Source organism: Bradyrhizobium sp. HKCCYLS2038, assembly GCF_051167655.1.
In the GTDB taxonomy this organism is placed as follows: domain Bacteria; phylum Pseudomonadota; class Alphaproteobacteria; order Rhizobiales; family Xanthobacteraceae; genus Bradyrhizobium.
In genome coordinates this window covers 499,012-517,832 of the sequence record NZ_JBNPTM010000005.1, presented here as the reverse complement: position 1 = coordinate 517,832, position 18,821 = coordinate 499,012, and the positions used below count along the sequence as shown (strand labels likewise).

Genomic DNA, 18,821 nt, shown 5'->3' with positions numbered 1-18,821 from the left:
CTCGCGGCGCATCGCGCCCGAGGCTGATGTTCGTTGTCGCCCTCCGACATGAGAGGGCGCAGGGAATGCCGGGTGAAGGCCCCACCCATGGCCCGCCTGCGAAAAAAATGCAGGCGGCAGGTACCACAGGCAAAGCCGGTCATCCGGCATTCCCTGCGCGGTGTCTTCACGCTTATACGCAGTCGCCCTGGTGCGCCGGGCTTGTTGGCCACCATTCCCAACGCCATGCGTCAGCATTGCGCCAGGGTGACACCAGCTTCGGGGTGTCAGGCCGCTGCGACTTCACGTCCGCAGGCGATCGTTCGTCCGCACCCTCGTTAGAAGAGAATGCTGCGATCTCCCGCGGTCACCGCATCCCCGCCTCGCGTGTCGTGACGATCGCGCGCTACGCCCCTCTCGTGAGGCGGGATGGCCGGAAGATAAGCATATCTTCCGATAAAACGAAAGAGAAATCTTCTGGAAAGCGGAAATTATTTGGACGCCGCGGTGGGGCCGAGATGCCGCATGAAGAACTCGGTCAGAAGCTCGTAATGCCGGTTCTCGGCGTCGGCGGTGAACCCGTGCCCCTCGCCCTCGTAGAGGTGCACCACCGGTGCCCGGCCATGTTGCGCCAGGCGCGCCGAGAGGCGCCGGGTCATGTCGACGGACCATGTCTCGTCCTTCGTGCCGTGGCTGATGAAGAGCGGTCCAGCGAAGCGCTCGATCTCGATCGGCGTCGATGGAAGTAACTGATCGGAGCTTCCGCGCCACGTCCAGGCCCGGCGTGCCGGATCCCAGGGTTGCCAGCCGGGATCACCGTGGTCGCGCCAGAACTTGGCGTCGAACGCGCCGCAGATTACGTCGGGTGGCGCATGCACGGCGACCGCATCGGGAAGACCGGCGATGCCGTCGCGCGCCATCAGCGATGTCAGCAACAGCGCATGTTCGGCGCCCCGCGAGCCGCCGTACAGTCCAAGCTTGGTGCCGCACAGATGAAAATCGCGCAAGCCGGCCAGCGCGTCGGCTGTGCGGTCGAGCGGGATGTCGTTGATGTTGCCGGCATTCCAGGTGTTGCCATCCTTGGCGTAGCCGAACGGGATCGCCAGGAAGCCACGTGCCGCAAACAGCACGGCGTTGCGATAGCTCCAGCCCGACCAGGCGCCTTCCGAACCATGCAGGAGAACGATCGTCGGGAACGGGCCGTCACCCGACGGGCTGTAGCCCCAGCCCCAACCGGGCCAGGCGCGGCGAACGATCATCGATGACATGAGCCCCCACGAGACGAGCCAGGCAAAATCAGACGCGGCTGAGTTCAACACCCGCGCAGGACATCCGCAAGTGGAAGTGGGATTGGCGGAAGCCTTCGTGCGCCATGGCCAATGACGGCGATGAGCGCACCGCGCACCGCCGTTTGACAAGTCCTCGCAAGGTCAGTTTACTTGATCGTAAAGGTTGAAATGTTGTCGTCATGCACCTTTGTGGCCTGATGCGTCAACCGGCACGGGCTGCTGCCGGAGCGGGGATGGTTGAAGACGTCATGCCGCCAGTTGTGGGCCGCCCCATCGGCGGCACCTCAAAAATGAGTTGCGTACCTCAAAATTCGCGCTAAGTTCCTCAGCTCGAAAGGGAGGAGCATGAACGCGCCGCTGACATTGCGGGATATCGCGCGGCAGGCAGGGGTCAGCCTCGCCACCGTCGACCGCGTGCTGCACAACCGGCCGGGCGTGCGCCCGGATACGGTGCGGCGCGTGAAGGACGCGATGGCGCGTAGCGCGTTCCAGCCGCATGCGGCAGCCTCCGAGCTGGCGCGGGCGCGATCCCGGCGCTTCGCGTTCGTGATGCCCGCGGGCGTCAACCTGTTCATGCAGCAGATCGAAACGCATCTCGGCGAATTGGCGAACTGGATGGCCGCGCGCCGGCTGACGGTCGATGTCGTCACCACCGACGTGTTCGATTCAGCCGTGCTGGCCGCGAAGCTGGATGATCTCGTCGGCAGGGTCGATGGCGTGGCGGTGGTGGCGCTCGATCATCCGAACGTGCGGGCCGCCATCAACGATCTCGTCGAGTCCGGGGCCAAGGTCGTGACCCTGGTGTCGGACGTGCCGTCCTCGCGCCGGCAGCATTACGTCGGCATCGACAACATCGCGGCCGGTCGCACCGCCGCCGGGCTGGTCGGACGTTTTGCCGGTGGCCGGGCCGGGCGCGTGGCGATCGTCGCCGGCTCGCAGGGCCTGCGCGACCACGCCGAGCGCATCTTCGGCTTCACCCAGGTGATGACGTCGGAATATCGGCAGCTTGAAGTCCTGCCGGTGGCTGAGGGGCATGACGCCGACGACCGCTCGGAGCAGCTGATGAGCAAGCTGCTCGCCGAGCATCGCGACATCGTTGGCCTGTACAATGTCGGCGCCGGCACCGCCGGCGTCGCCAAGGCGCTCGCCGAATCCGGGCGCGCGGAGGACATCGTTTTCGTCGGTCACGACGTGACGGCGGTGACGCGCAAGCTGCTGCTGAACGGCGTGATGGATGCCGTCATCTCGCAGAACCCGGGTCATGAAGCGCGTTCGGCGGTGCGTGTGCTGCTCGCGCTGGCGCGCGGCGAGCCGCTTCTGAGCGAACAGGAAGCCATCCGCATCGACATCGTGATGCGGGACAATTTGCCGTGAGCTGGACGGCCGCCGCAGCGGCCGGACTGATCATGGGGTACAGAATGAGTAGGCTGCTGGTGCGAGGCGACATAGATCGCCACATCCCGGTGGCCGGCGTGGGAGGAATGAGGTCGTGTTTCTCGGACTGGATGTCGGCACATCCGGCGTGAAGGCCGTGCTGGAGGACGAGACGGGTGCGCTGGTCGCAAGCGCCTCGCGTCCGCTGTCGCTGTCGCACCCGCAGCCGCTGTGGTCCGAGCAAAATCCGGATCATTGGGTCGAGGCTGCGATCGGCGCCGTCGATGACCTCGCCCGCGACCATCCGCGCGAAACGGCTGCTGTCAGCGGCATCGGCCTGTCCGGCCAGATGCATGGCGCGACCTTGCTTGGCCGCGACGGCCAGCCGCTGCGGCCGGCCATCCTGTGGAATGATGGCCGCTCGCAGGACGAATGCGCCGAGCTCGAGCGGCGCTGTCCCGAGCTGCATGCGATCGCCGGCAATCTGGCGATGCCCGGCTTCACCGCTCCGAAGCTCGCCTGGGTCGCGAAGCACGAGCCTGACATCTTCGCCCAGGTGGCAAAGGTCCTGCTGCCGAAGGCCTATGTGCGCTATCGACTGTCCGGCGAGATGGCGGAGGACATGTCGGACGCGGCGGGCACGTTGTGGCTCGACGTCGGCGCGCGGCGCTGGTCGGAGACGCTGCTGGCGGCGACCGGGCTCGATCTTCATCACATGCCGCGCCTGGTCGAGGGCAATGAGCCGAGCGCGATGCTGTCTCCCGAGCTGGCGCAGCGCTGGGGCACGGGTGCCAAGGTGGTGATCGCAGGCGGCGCCGGTGACAACGCCGCGAGCGCGATCGGGCTCGGCGCGATCACGCCCGGCGATGCCTTTCTGTCGCTGGGCACCTCGGGCGTGCTGTTTCGCGTCACCGACCGGTTCGCGCCGGCGCCGGAATCCGCCGTGCACGCGTTCTGCCATGCGCTCGGCGGCCTCTGGCATCAGATGGGTGTGATGCTGTCGGCCGCCGCCTCCCTGTCCTGGCTGTCGCGCATCCTGCAGACGCCCGAAGCCGCGCTGCTCGCGCCGCTCGGAGCAAGTGTCGATCGTCCGAGCCCGGTGCAGTTTCTGCCCTATCTCGATGGCGAGCGTACGCCGCACAACGATGCGCGCGCCGCCGGCGCCTTCGTCGGCCTGCGCAGTGCCGCGTCGCGCGACGATCTCGTGCAGGCCGTGCTGGAAGGTGTCGCGTTCGCCGCGCGCGACATGCGCGATGCGCTTGGCCGCGGCGCGCATGAGATGCGCGGTGCGCATGAGATCACCGAGCTCGATCTTGTCGGCGGTGGGTCGCGCTCGGCGCTGTGGGCACAGATCATGGCCGACGTGCTCGGCGTGACCGTGCATCGCGTCGAAGAGGGCGAGGTCGGCGCGGCGATCGGCGCCGCACGGCTCGGCCGCCTCGCCGCGACCGGCGCAGCACCTGAAGATGTCTGCCGCAAGCCGCAGCGGCTGCAGAGTTTCGCACCGCGCGCTGCGCAGCGCGCCGGCTATGACGCGGCCTATGCGCATTGGCGCAAGCTCTATCCTGCTCTCAAGGAGTGACCATCGTGAACGTCCAGGCTTCCTTCTTCCAGACCGGCGCAACCGTCAGCTATGGCGGCCCCGAGTCGCGCAGCCCGCTGTCGTTCCGCTGGTACGACAAGGACCGGGTCATCAGGGGCAAGCGCATGGAGGATCATCTGCGCTTCGCGGTCTGCTACTGGCATTCGTTCTGCTGGCCGGGCTCCGATCCGTTCGGCGGCGAGACCTTCCTGCGGCCCTGGCAGCACGGCGACGACGCGCTCGCGATGGCGCGCGCCAAGGCCGATGTGGCGTTCGAACTGTTCCGCCTGCTCGACGTGCCGTTCTTCACCTTCCATGACGTCGACGCCGCGCCGGAGGGCGCGACCCTGAAGGAGTCCGTCGCCAACCTCAACGCCATCGGCGACCTGTTCGAGCAGAAGATGGTCTCCGCCAAGGTGCGGCTCTTGTGGGGCACCGCCAACCTGTTCTCGCATCGCCGCTACATGGCGGGCGCCGCGACCAATCCCGATCCGGATGTCTTCACCTACGCCGCGGGGCAGGTGCGCGCCGCGCTCGAGGTGACGCATCGTCTGGGCGGCGCCAACTACGTGCTGTGGGGCGGCCGCGAGGGCTACGAGACGCTGCTCAACACCGACATGAAGCGCGAGCTCGACCAGCTCGGCCGCTTCGTCTCGCTGGTGGTCGAGCACAAGCACAAGATCGGCTTCAAGGGCCCGCTGCTGATCGAGCCGAAGCCGAAGGAGCCGACCAAGCACCAGTATGATTTCGACGTCGCCACCTGCTACGGTTTCCTGAAGCGCTACGACCTGCTGGACGACGTCAAGCTCAACATCGAGCAGAATCATGCGATCCTCGCCGGCCATTCGTTCCAGCACGAGATCGCGCTGGCGCAGGCGCTCGGCGTGTTCGGCTCGCTCGACATCAATCGCGGCGACGATCTGCTCGGGTGGGACACGGATCAATTCGCGATGAACGTGCCGGAGCTGGCGCTGGCGTTCCATGATATGCTCAAGGGCGGCGGCTTCACCACGGGCGGTCTGAACTTCGATGCCAAGATCCGGCGACAGTCGATCGATCCTGACGATCTGCTGCACGCCCATGTCGGCTCGATGGACGCGTGCGCCCGGGCGCTGATTGCCGCCGATGCCATGCTGGAGGAGGGCGCGCTGACCGCGCCGCTCGCACAACGTTATGCCGGCTGGGATGGCGACGAGGGGCAGGCGATCCTCGCCGGCCGCCGCTCGCTCGCCGAGCTCGCCGACCGCGCCGTCAGCACCGGCCTCGATCCGCAGCCGCGCTCGGGCCGGCAGGAATATCTGGAAAGTGTGGTGAACCGTTATGTCTGACGACAGCAGCCTGCGCCTATCGACCAACGAGAGTGAGGGAGCAGCCATGAGCACTGCGGCGGCAGGTGAGCCGGTCCTCCAGCTGAAAGGCCTCGGCAAGCAGTTCGGCGCCATCCGGGCGCTGCACGGCGTGGACCTTTCGATTGGCGCCGGCGAGGTCGTCGGCCTGATGGGCGACAACGGCGCCGGCAAGTCGACGCTGGTGCGGATCATCGCCGGCAATTTTCCGCCGAGCCAGGGTTCGATCCATTTCTGCGGCCGCGAGGTGCATTTCCATCGCCCGATGGATTCGCGCAGCGTCGGCATCGAGGTCGTCTATCAGGACCTCGCGCTGGCCAACAATCTCACCGCCGCCGCCAACGTGTTTCTCGGTCGCGAGCTCAGGCGCAATTTCGGACCGCTCAGGCTGCTCGACCACAAGGGCATGGAGGCGCGGGCACTGGAACTGTTCCGCGAGCTGCGCTCCGAGACGCGGCCGCATGATCTCGTCAAGGACATGTCGGGCGGCCAGCGTCAGGCGGTCGCGATTGCGCGCACCCGTCTCTCCAACGCCAAGCTCGTGATGATGGACGAGCCGACGGCCGCCATCTCGGTCCGCCAGGTCGAGCAGGTGCTGAGCCTGATCCATCGCCTGAAGGAGCAGGGCATCGCCGTGATCTTGATCTCGCACCGCATGCCGGACATCTTTGCGGTGTGTGATCGCGTCGTGGTAATGCGGCGCGGCGAGAAGAAGGCGGATAAGCCGGTCAACGACACCAACCCGGACGAGGTCACCGCCCTGATCACCGGCGCCAAGGAGGCTGCGTAATGTCTGTTCCGTCGGAGACCCCCGTCCCGGGCAGCGAGGTGACCTTCACCAATGTCGGCGCCATCCGATGGTGGCATCGCGGCGTATTCGCCTCGCAGACGGCCTATGTGACCCTGGCGCTGGTTGCGCTCATCATCCTGATGAGCTTCGCCAGCCCCTATTTCCTCACTGAAGGCAATCTGCAGAACGTCGCCAAGAACTTCTCCTTCATCGCGATCGCCACGCTCGGCATCACCTTCGTGATCATCACCGGCGGCATCGACCTCTCGGTCGGCTCGCTGATGTGCTTCGCGGCGATGATCACCTCGATGGTGATGGTGGCGCTGTCGACCCCCGGCACGCCGCTGTCGTCGCTGTTCGTGCATCTCGCGGCCGACGGCAAGACCGTGGTCGCCAACGTGCCCGGCCTGATCCTGCTGGTCTCGGTGCTCGCGGGGCTCGCCGTGTCCGTGCTCGTCGGGCTCGTCAACGGCATGTGCATTGCGCTGCTCGGCCTGTCGCCGTTCGTGACCACGCTCGGCATGCTGTCGATCGTGCGCGGCCTCGCTTACGTCATCTCCAACGGCCGCGGCAGCTTTCCCGGCGGTCCGGACGCCGACTACTTCTACGCGCTCACTTCAGGCGACGTCTATGGCGTGCCTGCGCCGTTCATCTATCTGATCGCGCTGGCGCTGGTCATGGCGCTGGTGCTCCACCACACGGCCTTCGGCCGCCATGTGTTCGCGATGGGCGGCAACGAGAAGGCCGCGGAGCTGACCGGCATCTCGGTGACGCGCGTCAAGATCGAGGTCTACGTGATCGGCGCGGTCGCCGCCGGCCTGCAGGGCATCATCATCTCTGGCTGGCTCGGTTCGGCGCCGGCCAACATGGCGACGTCCTACGAGCTCAACGTGATCGCGGCGGCCGTGATCGGCGGCGCCAATCTGGCCGGCGGCATCGGCGGTCCGCTCGGCGCCATCGTCGGCTGCGTGCTGCTCGAGGTCATCAGAAACGGGCTGGTGCTGGCACAGGTCAACTCCTACTGGCAGCAGACGCTGGTCGGCGTGATCATCATCGCCGCCGTGCTGGTCGATCGCATCCGCGCAAGGCTTTTGTAACGAAGGCTGTTGTGACGCAGGCTGCTGTGACGTGACGAGATACTGTCCGGGATGTGACTGATCAGGTCTATCCGCGCCCGGCACAGACAATCATTTCGGATAGACATCGAGGAGGGAAACCATGAAAAAGTTGCTGTTTGCGGTCGCATCGCTTGCGATCCTGGTGGGCCCGGCGCATGCCGAGACCAAATACCGTTTCGCCGTCGTGCCGAAGGCGATGAACAACCCGTTCTTCGACGTCGCACGCGACGGCTGCATGAAGCGGGCCAAGGAGCTCGGCAATGTCGAGTGCATCTACAAGGGCCCGATCGAGCACGAGCCCGCCACCCAGGCGCAGATCATCCAGGACTTCATCACCCAGAAGGTCGACGGCCTGGCGATCTCGGTGGCCGACGTCGCCGCGATGACCAAGTCGATCGAAGCTGCGGCTGCGGCCGGCATCCCCGTCATCACCTTCGACGCGGACGCGCCGGGCTCCAAGCGGCTCGCCTATATCGGCACCAACAACAAGGATTTCGGTCTGGCGCTCGGCAAGCAGCTGCGCGAGCTTCGGCCGGACGGCGGCAAGTACGCCATGGTCTCGGGCGGCCCGGGCGCCAAGAACCTTGCTGAGCGTGTCGAAGGCGTGCGCGAGGCCCTGAAGGGCTCGAAGTGGACGGAAGTCGCGGGCTCGCCGACCTTCTGCAACGACGATTCCGCACTCGCCGTGCAGCAGATGACCGATCTGCGCACCGCGACGCCGGATCTCGCCGCGATCGTTCCGGTCGGCGGCTGGCCGATGTTCGCGCCCGAAGGCTACAAGGCCTTCGTCAACAAGAACAAGAAGGACATCGACGCCGGCAAGCTGACGCTGGTCGTCGCCGATACCCTGAAGATGCAGCTCGAACTGCTGCGCGACGGCTACTCCACCGCGCTCACCGGCCAGCGCCCGTTCGAGATGGGCGAGAAGTCGATGGACGCGCTGCTCGCGATCAAGAAGGGCGAGAAGGTGCCTGAAGTGATCTACACCGGCCTCGACCTCGTGACCAAGGACAACGTGGCGAAGCTCCTGAACTGAGTTCCTCCCGGGGAAAGACTGGCGGTTCGGCATCCGGCTTCGGCCGGCGGCCGAGCCGCCTTTTTTGTTTGGGGCAACCGAAGGCACGGCGTGTGGCGCTCCCGCGCGCCATCCACGTCAGACGCGGCGGTCTTCTTGCTCCGCTGTCATCGTCCGCCCCCGGGTCTCGCCTCCGGCGAGCCCGAGGACAAGCTCCGGCGGACGATCCAGTATTCCAGAGACGGCAGTGATCGATCGAGCGGCCGCGGCGTACTGGATCATCCGCCTGCGCGGATGATGACAGTGGTGATTGGGTCTGCTGCCCACATCCAATTGACATCAGCTGATATCTGACCTAAGTCAGGCATCATGCTCGATCCCGTCTCCCGCGTCCGCCGCTTCAATCGCGCCGTCACCTCGGAGGTCGGTGCGCTCGACACCTCGTTCCTGGGGCGCGGCCGGCCGCTCGGCGCCGCGCGCGTGCTCAACGCGATCGGCCACGGTCGCAGCGACGTCGCCGACCTCCGTGACTATCTCGCGCTGGACTCCGGGCTGATGAGCCGTTTTCTGCGCAGCCTGGAGGAGGAGGGGCTGGTGGCGACAAGGCCGCATCCCGACGATGCGCGCCGCCGCATCGCCAGGCTCACCGCCGCCGGGCGGCGCGAGTTCGACGCGTATGAGACGCTGTCGAATGCGCAGGCCGAGGCGATGCTGGCGCGTTCGAGCCGGCCCGAGGCGCTGCTCGCGGCGATGGACATGGTCGCGGCCGCGCTTGCCCGTGATCGCATCAGCATCGAGGAGGCCGATCCGCGCAGTGAGCCGGCGCGCCATTGTCTCGGTGAATATTACGCCGAGCTGTCGCGGCGCTTCGCGCGCGGTTTTGACGTGACGCTGTCGCGTGATCCCGACGCGCTGGACATGATGGCCCCGCGCGGCGCGTTCTTCGTCGCGCTGTCCGACGGCCTGCCGCTCGGCTGCGCCGGGCTGAAGGGCCATGGCGGCGACATTGCCGAGATCAAGCGCCTCTGGGTCGCCCCCGCCGCACGCGGCCTCGGCCTCGGCCGCCGCCTGATGGACGCGGCCGAGGACGCCGCGCGAAAACTTGCGATCAAGACGCTCCGCCTCGACACCAACAGCGCGCTCGGCGAGGCCCGGCAGCTCTACCGCAAGACCGGCTGGACCGAGATCGAGCGCTTCAACGACGACCCGTATCCGGACCTGTTCTTCGAGAAGCGATTGTCGTCATGACGATAGCTGAGCTCATGATGTCGTCAGCGCGACCTTCATGCTCTGCGCCTCGAACACGCTCCTGCCATCCGCCAGCACGCGGCCGTCGGCCAGGCCGAGCACGAGGCGGCCGCGCTTGACCTGGCGCAGGTCGACCTCATAGCGCACGCATTTCACCTGTGGCGTGATCTCGCCCGTGAAGCTCACCTCGCCGACACCGGTGGCGCGGCCCTTGCCGGGCGAGCCAGACCAGCCGAGCCAATAGCCGACCATCTGCCACATCGCGTCGAGGCCCAGGCAACCGGGCATCACGGGATCGCCGCGAAACAGGCAATCGAAGAACCAGAGCTTCGGCGTGATGTCCAACTCGGCCATGATCCGCCCCTTGCCGTAGCGGCCGCCATCGAGGCTCAGCTCGGTGATCCGATCCATCATCAGCATTGGCGGCGCCGGCAGCTGCGCATTGCCGGGCCCGAAATAGCCGCCTTCGCCGGAGCGGAGCAGATCCTCCTTGGAGTAGGACGATTGCGGCACGTGAAAGTCGCGCGGATTGGCCAAGGCGTCAGCTCCGTGTCAGCAGTGGACGCCGACGGGGTGAACGGCATCTGGCGGCCCGTATACAGGATGGGAATGCGGCGCGGGCGTTTCAAGCTGATGCCGTCAAATCACCAAGCGGACGGCGTCCCGTCGAGGCCGGCGCGCACGCGGCGCGCGTCAGACCGGAGCACCGACGCGGTGATCGCCGCGATCCGTGAGGGAGTGGGCCGGCGGTCAAGTTCTGCTATTCTGATCCTGTTAGACCGCGGCGCTTTCGCATTCGACGATCCAGGCTCGAGTCCGACTTGCTCCACACCGTCATGGCCGGGACGGAGCCCGGGCATGGAGGTGGCGCAGCGGAACGAGACAGACCCTCACATGCGATGACCCGCAGGGGCCGGATCAGTATCCATGTATGTCGTTGCCGAGGGCGTGAAGCAGGATCCGGTTCGGCGCTGGGCGTTGCCGGAGCGCGTCTTCTTTGCTTGTGGCGCCTGCCACATCCTTGCCTTCGCCTTTCTCGATGCGTATCCGGACGCTGCCTTCGCTCCGGTGTGGATCAAGCCGGCAAGCGGGTTCACTGGCAACCACATCGTCGTCGTTCGCGGCGAGGTCGCCTTCGACTATCACGGCTATTCCAACTGGCGCCGACTGCGCGGTCACATCGAGGCGAAAGCGAACCGATGGTGGCCCGGATGGTCCGCACAGCTGGTCGAACTGCCCAAGGATGTTCTGATCTCGGAGTCCAAGTCGCGTTCCTACGACGGCCTCTGGTTGCGCGAGCCGCAGCAGTTTCTGCATGACGCCCTGCCGAGGGCACGACGATTCCTGGGCCGGTTTCCGCCTCCGTCAGGCTGATCGGCGCTGCATGCCGGCGCCGTTCCGACATGCTTCCGCCTTGTTCCGTTCAGGAAATGCGGGCCGGCATGTGCGATCGGCATGTCCATGCGCGCGTCTGCCTCACTTCACCCCAAGACATGATCGAGCGTATAAATGCGTGGCAGAAGCGACGCGTGGGACGGGACGGAACGGCATTGAACCAGGACAGGGCATGGTGACACGATTCACGGTGGTTCAGAGCATTGCAGCGCTACGGCGTCGGGGACACGCGCTGCTGACCGTCTCGGTCCTGGCTGCGGCAATGGCCGGCTGTTCCGCGGCCGAGGCCCGGCAGGCGCGGCCGGCGCCGGTGACGGAAGCGACCGCGCCGCGGGCGCATGGCGAACCGATCATGGCGATCGTGTCGATCAAGGCCCAGAAGGTCACCTTCTATGATTCCGAGGGCTGGATCTGGCGGGCGCCGGTGTCGACCGGCGTTTCGGGACGGGAGACGCCGGCGGGCGTGTTCGCCATCATCGAGAAGGACAAAGACCATCACTCGACGCTATATGACGATGCCTGGATGCCGAACATGCAGCGCATCACCTGGAACGGCGTCGCATTGCACGGCGGTCCGCTGCCCGGCTATGCCGCCTCGCATGGCTGTGTACGCATGCCCTATGGCTTCGCCGAAAAACTGTTCGACCGGACCTGGATCGGCATGCGCGTGATCATCGCGCCCGAGGACGTGGCTCCGGTCGATTTCTCCCATCCCGCGCTGTTCGTACCGAACGCGCAGGCGGTCGCGACGGTGCCAGCGCGCGCCACCAGCCTTGGCCGTGAGGCCGAGGATGCCGCGCAGGCGGCCGCGCAGACCAAGACGGCGGCGGCCGCGGCGGAGCGCGAGGCCAAATCGTTGAAGGCCACGCTGCGCAAGCTCGAGCAGGCCAAGGCCCGCGCCGACGCCGAGCTGAAGCAGGCCGAACGGAAGCTCGCCGCCGCCAAGACCGATCAGGCCAAGACCCAGCTCGAGGACCTGCGCCAGAAGGCTGCGACCCAGGCGGCCGATGCCGCCACGCAGCTCGATTCAGCCAAGACCGATGCGACCGGCAAGCTTGCGGCCGCCGCGATCGCCAAGGATGCCGCCAAGGCGGCCGCCGCGAAGAAGACCGACGCGGCCAGGGCCGCGACCGATGCCAGGCTCGCGACCGAACCGGTGTCGGTCTACATCAGCCGCTCGACCCAGATGGTCTATGTCAGGCGCAACACCCACAAGCCGGCACGCGACGGCGGCGGCGAGGAGTTCGATACGTCGATCGAGTCGCCCGTCACGATCCGCGATCCCGACCGGCCGATCGGCACCCATGTGTTCACGGCGGTGGCGCAGACCGGCGCCGGCCTGCGCTGGACCGCCGTGACGATCGATGGCAGCGACAGCGCCAAGGACGCGCTCGACCGCGTGACGATTCCGAAGGAGGTGCTCGACCGCATCGCGCCGACCGCGGTGGCGCGCTCATCGATCATCGTCTCCGACGAGCCGCTGTCGAGCGAGACCAATTATCGCACCGAGTTCGTCGCAGTGCTGAGCAATCAGCCGCAGGGTGGCTTCATCACGCGCCGGCCGACCGCGGATGTGAGCGTCGCGAGTGGCGATGCGTTTGATGATGGGTTTGGCAACAATTTCTTCCAGCGCAGCTGGGATGGCCAGCCCGTCGCGCCGCGGCGGCGCGCGCCGCCGACCACTTTCCGGCAGGTGCAGCCGAGCTGGTGGTAGCCAGCCGGGCTCGTCGTCATGGCAAGCCGCCTCAGGTCAGGTGTAAGCGACCTGTAAAGCGGCGGCCCGAACGATCAGTTCCGGCCCGCGGGCACCACGCCCGGCCACTGCATCATGAACGGCTGCGCCATCTGCGGCTCGGTTTCGGCCGCGCGGGCCACGCGCCGGACGCGATGCTTGTGCGTGCGGCCGATCGAGCTGGTCGCGTCGCGGGCCAGCTCGATGCGCGCGATCTGCTGGCGGATCTCGCCTGCGTTCGTGCGGAGCTGCTCGATCCCGATTTCGCTGGTCGCCGCGCTGGCGCGCAGCCCGCTCAACTCGGCTGACGTATCCTCCTGGGCCGAGCGGAGGCGAATGGTCTGCCGCTTCAGCAGGGCGATGTCGGACTCGATCTTGTCGGCCGCATCGCGCTGAAGCGATGCGCTCTCGCTCGAAGCGGTGCGCAGCGTGGCGAGGCCGGTTTCGGTGCTGGTGAGGCTGGCGCGCAGCTGGATCAGCTCGCCGGACGTGTCGTTCTGCCGCTCGCGCAGCCGGGCGGTCTCCGTCTTCAGCTGGTTGAGCTCCGAGGTCAGGACCGCGACGCGGCTCTCGAGCGAAGGCGAGGTGTCGGCGAAGGACAGGCTCTTGGCCCCGCCGCTGGTCCACCACATCGCACCGGCGCTCGCAGCGAGCGCCAGGCTCAGGACGACTCGTAGTGATGCCGTGCCGCTGCTCGGCGAGGCATCCGGCGTCTTGGTGGGTTTGCGCATCGATCAGGTCTCCGGGATTCGATTGAGCCCATTATGTCCATATTAAGGTTGCCAATGTTCTAAGCGCGCGGCGCAGGTAGCGCATTTCGCCCACGTAGTTTTGCGGGGCGCGCGGTCGCGACGCTCATCTACGAAGTTGTGCGCCGAGCGTCATCGCAGCATCGTTCGCATCCTTGAGTTGTGAGTGCGGCTTGGCCTCCCGAGCGCCATGCATGAATGCGCCGAATTGTTTCGAACGCGAGCTGTGGCGCAGCACCGGAGATCCACGGAAAAACACTTCGCGCTTGTTCAGGATCATGCTCTAACGCGTGCATGTCCAACACGCCTCCGACCGTTCCAACGCCGGCCTTCGATGACCTCGCCGAGGCGATCAGACATCGCCGCTCGGTCTATGGTCATATCAGCGGGCTCAGGATGGACCGCTTCGCGCCCGGCGAGGCCTGGTCGACCTTGCCGTATCGTCCGGTGTTCGTCGGCGACGCCGACACCGGCGTGATCCACGGCGGCGTCGTCACCGCGATGCTCGACGAGAGCTGCGGCATGGCGGTGCAGCTCGCGCTGGACGGCAGCCGCGCCATCGCCACGCTCGATCTGCGCATCGACTATCAGAAGCCCGCGACACCCGGCCTCGACATCAAGGCGCATGCGGTGTGCTTCCGCGTCACGCGCTCGATCGCCTTCGTGCGCGCGACGGCCTATCAGGACGAGGAGAGCGAGCCGGTCGCGACTGCGACCGCCTGCTTCATGATCGGCGCCAACCGCACCAACATGCTGACCGATCGCCCGGCCTTCGACGGGACGGCGCCGTCACTCGACGCGCCCGACGATGCGACGGGGTTGTTTGCCAGCAGCCCGTTCGCGCGCTGCCTGGGCATTCGCCTTTCCGATGACGGCACGTTGATGATGCCGTTCTCGCACAAGATCATCGGCAATCCGGTGCTGCCGGCGATCCACGGCGGCATGACGGGTGCGTTCCTCGAAACCGCGGCGATCGTCACCGTGATGCGCGAGCTCGGCGTGTCAGCGCCGAAGCCGATCGGCCTCACCATCAACTATCTGCGCTCGGGCCGCGCGCTCGACAGCATCGCGTCCGCGTCGATCGTCAAGCAGGGCCGCCGTGTCGTCGCCTTCGAGGCGCGCGCCTGGCAGGACGATGCGGCGAAGCCGATCGCCACCGCCTTCGGTCATTTCATGCTGCGGCAGGCGCCGGGGCAGGAGCAGGACTGAGGCTGGGAGCGTCTCGCTTCGACCGCAGTTCGTCAGCCGGCCACGAACATCGGAAACGACACGCCGAGCGACCACGCCAGGATCAGGCCGAGGCCGATGCCCTCGGCCAGCGGCGAGCAGGTCCGCCGGCCGACGCAGCCGCCGATCAGCCCGAAGACGATGAAGAACAGCACGATCACGGGGATGATGATCAGGAGGAAGAACAGCCGCTTGAGGTCGAGCGCGACGGCGCCGCTGAGCGAGGCCAGGAAGGCCGTCCGCAGCCACAAGGTCCGCCACAGCGCGGCGTGGCCGCCCTGGTTGGCAATGCTGTCGGCCAGCATGTAGGGCACGGCACCAACGGCGATCGCCGCGATGATCGGCAGCCGCGCCGCGATCGGCATGAACGATGCGACATAGCGATCGAGCGCGCCACCGAAGCCGGCGATGCCGTAGAGCGCGAGCGCCAGCGCAGCAATCCAGGCGACGCGGCCGAAGCGGGCGCCCTGCAGGCGCAGCAGCAACAGCGACAATGCCCCGTAGACGAACAGATGCACGGCGAGATAGTCCGCGACCAGCACCGGCAGGAAGCGCGTGTCGACGAACCTCAGCACGATCGGCGTCAGCACCGCCGGCACCAGCGTCGCGATCGCGAACGGGCGTAGCGCCAGCGCGGGCGGCGGGGAGGCGCCCTTCGGCAGCAGCTGCGCCAACGGCCAGGCGAGAGCGACGATTCCCGCGAGCAGCAGCGCGATGGCGCCGCCGGTCGCGGCCACCGGGCCTGAGCTCGTTCGCCCGAACACGCGATCGAGCCAGTCGCGCGCCTCGCGCAGCGCCGCCGTCGAATACAGCACGCTGACATGCTCGACGCCCGGCGCGACGACGGCGCGGCGGCCGCCGCCATCAGCGGGATCGCCGACCGTATCGCCCTCGCTCGCTGCAGGATCCGCGAGCTTGAGATTGCGCAAGGCATCGCGGCGCAGCGCCGTCTCCCATTCGCCTGACATGATCAGCAGGTTGCGCGGCGCGGTGGCCGTGACGGCTTCGGAAAACATCGAGATCGCGACCGTCGCCGAGATGCGCGGATCGGACGCGGCCTGGCGGACGATGATGTCGGAGGCCATCGAATGCCCGAGCAGGGCGACCCGTCCATCGCTTCCCGGCAAGGACATAGCCGCATCGGTGACACGGCCGATCTCGCTCATCAGCTTGCGCGTCGTGCCGTCGATGCGTGTCACGTCTCCGGACATCGGTGTGGGATTGCGGCCGTGCCCTTCGAAATCGAACGAGACCGCTACATAGCCCGCCTGCGCCAGCGTCAACGCATAGGCCTCCATGAGCTGGCGCGAGCCCGCGAAGCCGTGGGCAATGACGACCACGGGGGCCGCAGCGGCGCCGGCGCGGCGATAGATGGTGATCGGGGTCGTGCCGGCCTGCAGCGTGGCGATGGTCAGGCCGGCGCGCGCAGCCTCGAGCTGCCAGATTCCGGCGATGCAGAGCGCGAGTGCGGCCATCGTTGCGGCCATCAAGGCGGCGCTACGCCTGCTGAATGCCATTGATCGGCGCGGCGAGATCCCGCGTTCCATGAGCTTGCTCCGTCTCGGCCCAACCTAACGCAGGGATGCGTCCGGCGACAACCAGGGCTCTCGCAGATGAAGATACGGGGCTGTCGCCGCCAAAAAATCCCGGCAGTTAGTTACTCCGTCATGCCCGGGCTCGTCCCGGGCATCCACGTGCTTCTCAGCGCGCTGAACGACGTGGATGGCCGGGACAAGCCCGGCCATGACCGCGTGGAATGGACGAGCGCACCAGTCCGATCGCGACATAGCCCTGCGGCGACATCGGAGGGCTTCCCAGCCGCAAAGAGCCCGGTCACGATCGAACGAAACCCAGGTCGTTACGTTGACAACGCCGCGGGAGCGATATTCGGTGGCACCGCTCAATCGTGGCGAGGAGGATGCATGAAACCGGAAGTCATCTGCCTGATGGCATCGAGCGTTGACGGCCGGACCTGGCCGAGCCGCTGGCGTCCGAAGGGCTCGGGCGACGTGTTCGAGCAGGTGCACGAGCGGCTCGGCGGCGACGCATGGCTGATCGGCCGCGTCACCGGCCAGGAATTCGCCAAGGGCACTTCCTATCCGGCGACGACGACCGAGCGATTTCCGCGCGAGAACTGGATCGTCAGGCGCGATGCCAAGGCCTATGGCGTGGTGCTCGATGGACAGGGCAAGATCTGCTGGGGGCGTTCCGACATCGGCGGCGATCCGATCGTGGTGGTGCTCACGGAATCCGTATCGGATGCCCATCTCGCGGGTCTGCGCAGCGAGGGCGTCTCCTACATCTTCGCCGGCGAGACCGCGCTCGATCTGCCGCGCGTCCTCGACATCCTTTCGCGCGAGTTCGGCGTCAAGCGTCTGCTGCTCGAAGGCGGCGGCCATGTCAACGGCACGTTCCTGCGCGCCGGGTTGATCGACGAGCTCAACCTCGTGCTGTGTCCGGCCGTGGACGGCGCGAAGGGGGCGCCGATGGTGTTCGACTCGACCGAGGCCGAGTCCGATCGGCGCGCCCCGCTCACGGCGATGACCCTTGAGAGCACGACGGCGCTGGACGGCGGCGCGCTGTGGCTGCGCTACAAGATCACCAACGGCGCGACCGTTCCCGCCCAGGCCAGTCATGGCTGACGCACGCAACCACATCATCGTGGTCGGCGCCGGCGCCGCGGGCCTGATGGCCGCGCGCGAGCTCGCCCGCGCCGGTCGGCAAGTGACGGTGCTGGAGGCGCGCGACCGTTGCGGCGGACGTATCCACCCGCTGGCGGAGAGCGTGTTCGGCTACAGGGCCGATGCGGGCGCCGAGTTCATCCATGGCGAGGCGCCGGTCACCTGTCGGCTGCTCGCCGAAGCCGGACTGTCGGCACGGAGCATCGAGGGCGCGCGCTGGCACGTCGCGAACGGCGCGTTCTCGCAGGACGATCCTGCTGATCGGCAGATGGACCGGTTGCACGAGGTGCTGGCCGGGCTGGACGACGATCTCACCGTCACGACGCTGCTCGATCGCCATTTCGCCGGCGCGGAGTTCGCAGCGCTGCGCGAGTCGGTGCTCGGAATGGTGCAGGGCTATGACGCCGCCGATCCGGATCGCGCCAGCGTGTTCGCGCTGCGCGACGAGTGGATGGGGGGTGACCGTGGCCCACAGCGGCGCATCGTCGGCGGCTATGGCGCACTGATCGGGTTTCTCGAACGCGAATGCCGGGCGCATGGCGTGACGATCGCGCTTGGCGCAGTGGTGACGGCGATCGAGAGCGAAGATGATGGGGCCATCGTGCGCTGTGCCGACGGGCAGGCGTCTCGCGGCGATCTCGTCATTCTGACCGTGCCGCTGCCGCTGCTGCAGACGATCGCGCTGCCGGCCGCGATGCAAACGCAGGCGGCGGCCGCGTCCGACATCGGCTTCGGCAACGTCATCAAGCTGCTGCTGCGCTTCGAGCGCCGCTGGTGGTCCATGACGGACGCGCGCGATCTCTCGGATATGCTGTTCCTGCTGTCAGACGCCGCGGTGCCGGTGTGGTGGACGCAGCATCCGAGCGATCATGCCGTCCTCACGGGCTGGCTCGCCGGCCCCCCGACGCGCGACTTCGCCGCGTGCGATGACGCGGCGCTGATCGAGGCCGGAATCGCCGCGCTCGCGGACATCTTCGCCAAGCCCGCCACCGTGCTCAGGCAGGAGCTCGTGGCGGCGCATGTCAGCAATTGGGGCAACGACCCGTTTGCGCGCGGCGCCTATTCCTACGCGACGCTCGCCACGCGTGGCGCGCAGGATGTGCTCACGCAGTGGGACGGCGGTCCCGTGCTGATCACCGGCGAGGCGCTGTATCGCGGCCGTGACATGGGCACGGTGGAGGCGGCGCTGGCGAGCGGACTGGCGACAGCACAGAGCATCCTCGCGCGTTGATCGCGCGCGCGGTTGCGGTCGTCGCGCTGGGGCTCTAACGTCGTCCATTCTCCGGCAAGAAAGGA

17 protein-coding genes are annotated in these 18,821 nt (G+C 67.2%); 12 read left to right on the top strand and 5 right to left on the bottom strand.

Annotated elements, in window-relative coordinates:
• Positions 1 to 470: 470 nt before the first annotated feature.
• Positions 471 to 1,247, bottom strand: a complete 777-nt coding sequence (locus ACQR1I_RS24215; RefSeq protein WP_434868107.1) for an alpha/beta hydrolase family protein — start codon at positions 1,245 to 1,247, stop codon at positions 471 to 473.
• A 366-nt stretch (positions 1,248 to 1,613) separates the two neighbouring features.
• Here ACQR1I_RS24215 and ACQR1I_RS24210 point away from each other — a divergent pair, with 366 nt between their 5' ends.
• The 7 genes from ACQR1I_RS24210 (at position 1,614) to ACQR1I_RS24180 (ending at position 9,741) form a co-directional block, all read left to right on the top strand.
• Complete coding sequence (locus tag ACQR1I_RS24210; RefSeq protein WP_434868108.1) at positions 1,614 to 2,642, top strand: LacI family DNA-binding transcriptional regulator; 1,029 nt, start codon at positions 1,614 to 1,616, stop codon at positions 2,640 to 2,642.
• Positions 2,643 to 2,757: 115 nt separating this feature from the next.
• Positions 2,758 to 4,224, top strand: a complete 1,467-nt coding sequence (gene xylB / locus ACQR1I_RS24205) for a xylulokinase (protein ID WP_434868109.1) — start codon at positions 2,758 to 2,760, stop codon at positions 4,222 to 4,224.
• A gap of 5 nt (positions 4,225 to 4,229) precedes the next feature.
• Positions 4,230 to 5,552 (top strand): xylose isomerase, encoded by a 1,323-nt coding sequence (gene xylA, locus ACQR1I_RS24200; protein WP_434868110.1) that lies wholly within the window; start codon positions 4,230 to 4,232, stop codon positions 5,550 to 5,552.
• A 46-nt stretch (positions 5,553 to 5,598) separates the two neighbouring features.
• A complete protein-coding gene (locus ACQR1I_RS24195) occupies positions 5,599 to 6,360 on the top strand; it encodes an ATP-binding cassette domain-containing protein (RefSeq protein ID WP_434868111.1) in 762 nt (253 codons plus the stop codon).
• Positions 6,360 to 7,457: an ABC transporter permease gene (locus ACQR1I_RS24190; RefSeq protein WP_434868112.1), complete on the top strand. Its 1,098-nt coding sequence runs from the start codon at positions 6,360 to 6,362 to the stop codon at positions 7,455 to 7,457. Before ACQR1I_RS24195 ends, ACQR1I_RS24190 begins: the two co-directional genes overlap by 1 nt.
• Positions 7,458 to 7,578: 121 nt before the next feature.
• Complete coding sequence (locus ACQR1I_RS24185; RefSeq protein WP_434868113.1) at positions 7,579 to 8,514, top strand: sugar-binding protein; 936 nt, start codon at positions 7,579 to 7,581, stop codon at positions 8,512 to 8,514.
• 348 nt (positions 8,515 to 8,862) lie between these two features.
• Entirely contained in the window at positions 8,863 to 9,741 is an 879-nt protein-coding gene (locus tag ACQR1I_RS24180) for a bifunctional helix-turn-helix transcriptional regulator/GNAT family N-acetyltransferase (RefSeq protein ID WP_434868114.1), read from the top strand.
• 12 nt (positions 9,742 to 9,753) lie between these two features.
• Here ACQR1I_RS24180 and fabA read toward each other — a convergent pair whose 3' ends face one another.
• Positions 9,754 to 10,278: a bifunctional 3-hydroxydecanoyl-ACP dehydratase/trans-2-decenoyl-ACP isomerase gene (gene fabA, locus ACQR1I_RS24175; RefSeq protein ID WP_434868115.1), complete on the bottom strand. Its 525-nt coding sequence runs from the start codon at positions 10,276 to 10,278 to the stop codon at positions 9,754 to 9,756.
• Between the two features lie 390 nt (positions 10,279 to 10,668).
• Here fabA and ACQR1I_RS24170 point away from each other — a divergent pair, with 390 nt between their 5' ends.
• On the top strand, positions 10,669 to 11,115 hold the full coding sequence (locus ACQR1I_RS24170; RefSeq protein ID WP_434868116.1) for a hypothetical protein: 447 nt from the start codon (positions 10,669 to 10,671) through the stop codon (positions 11,113 to 11,115).
• Between the two features lie 193 nt (positions 11,116 to 11,308).
• Positions 11,309 to 12,850, top strand: coding sequence for a L,D-transpeptidase (locus tag ACQR1I_RS24165; protein WP_434868117.1), 1,542 nt, complete (start codon positions 11,309 to 11,311; stop codon positions 12,848 to 12,850).
• Between the two features lie 74 nt (positions 12,851 to 12,924).
• Here ACQR1I_RS24165 and ACQR1I_RS24160 read toward each other — a convergent pair whose 3' ends face one another.
• Together ACQR1I_RS24160 and ACQR1I_RS24155 are read right to left on the bottom strand one after the other, a co-directional pair.
• A complete protein-coding gene (locus ACQR1I_RS24160; RefSeq protein ID WP_434868118.1) occupies positions 12,925 to 13,599 on the bottom strand; it encodes a hypothetical protein in 675 nt (224 codons plus the stop codon).
• Between the two features lie 124 nt (positions 13,600 to 13,723).
• The gene (locus tag ACQR1I_RS24155) at positions 13,724 to 13,897 is read right to left on the bottom strand and encodes a hypothetical protein (protein ID WP_434868119.1); all 174 of its coding nucleotides are present in this window, start codon (positions 13,895 to 13,897) and stop codon (positions 13,724 to 13,726) included.
• Positions 13,898 to 13,911: 14 nt separating this feature from the next.
• On the opposite strand from ACQR1I_RS24155, the gene ACQR1I_RS24150 reads away from it, so the two are divergent.
• Positions 13,912 to 14,826: a PaaI family thioesterase gene (locus tag ACQR1I_RS24150; protein ID WP_434868120.1), complete on the top strand. Its 915-nt coding sequence runs from the start codon at positions 13,912 to 13,914 to the stop codon at positions 14,824 to 14,826.
• Positions 14,827 to 14,858: 32 nt separating this feature from the next.
• Here the strand turns inward: ACQR1I_RS24150 and ACQR1I_RS24145 are convergent, their stop codons facing one another.
• Positions 14,859 to 16,331 carry an alpha/beta fold hydrolase gene (locus ACQR1I_RS24145; RefSeq protein ID WP_434888844.1) on the bottom strand — a complete coding sequence of 491 codons (1,473 nt, stop codon included), beginning with the start codon at positions 16,329 to 16,331 and terminating at the stop codon, positions 14,859 to 14,861.
• A 435-nt stretch (positions 16,332 to 16,766) separates the two neighbouring features.
• Here ACQR1I_RS24145 and ACQR1I_RS24140 point away from each other — a divergent pair, with 435 nt between their 5' ends.
• Together ACQR1I_RS24140 and ACQR1I_RS24135 are read left to right on the top strand one after the other, a co-directional pair.
• The gene (locus tag ACQR1I_RS24140; protein WP_434868122.1) at positions 16,767 to 17,486 is read left to right on the top strand and encodes a RibD family protein; all 720 of its coding nucleotides are present in this window, start codon (positions 16,767 to 16,769) and stop codon (positions 17,484 to 17,486) included.
• Complete coding sequence (locus ACQR1I_RS24135; RefSeq protein WP_434868123.1) at positions 17,479 to 18,756, top strand: flavin monoamine oxidase family protein; 1,278 nt, start codon at positions 17,479 to 17,481, stop codon at positions 18,754 to 18,756. The genes ACQR1I_RS24140 and ACQR1I_RS24135 overlap by 8 nt, the downstream gene beginning before the upstream one ends.
• The last annotated feature ends 65 nt before the right edge of the window (positions 18,757 to 18,821 follow it).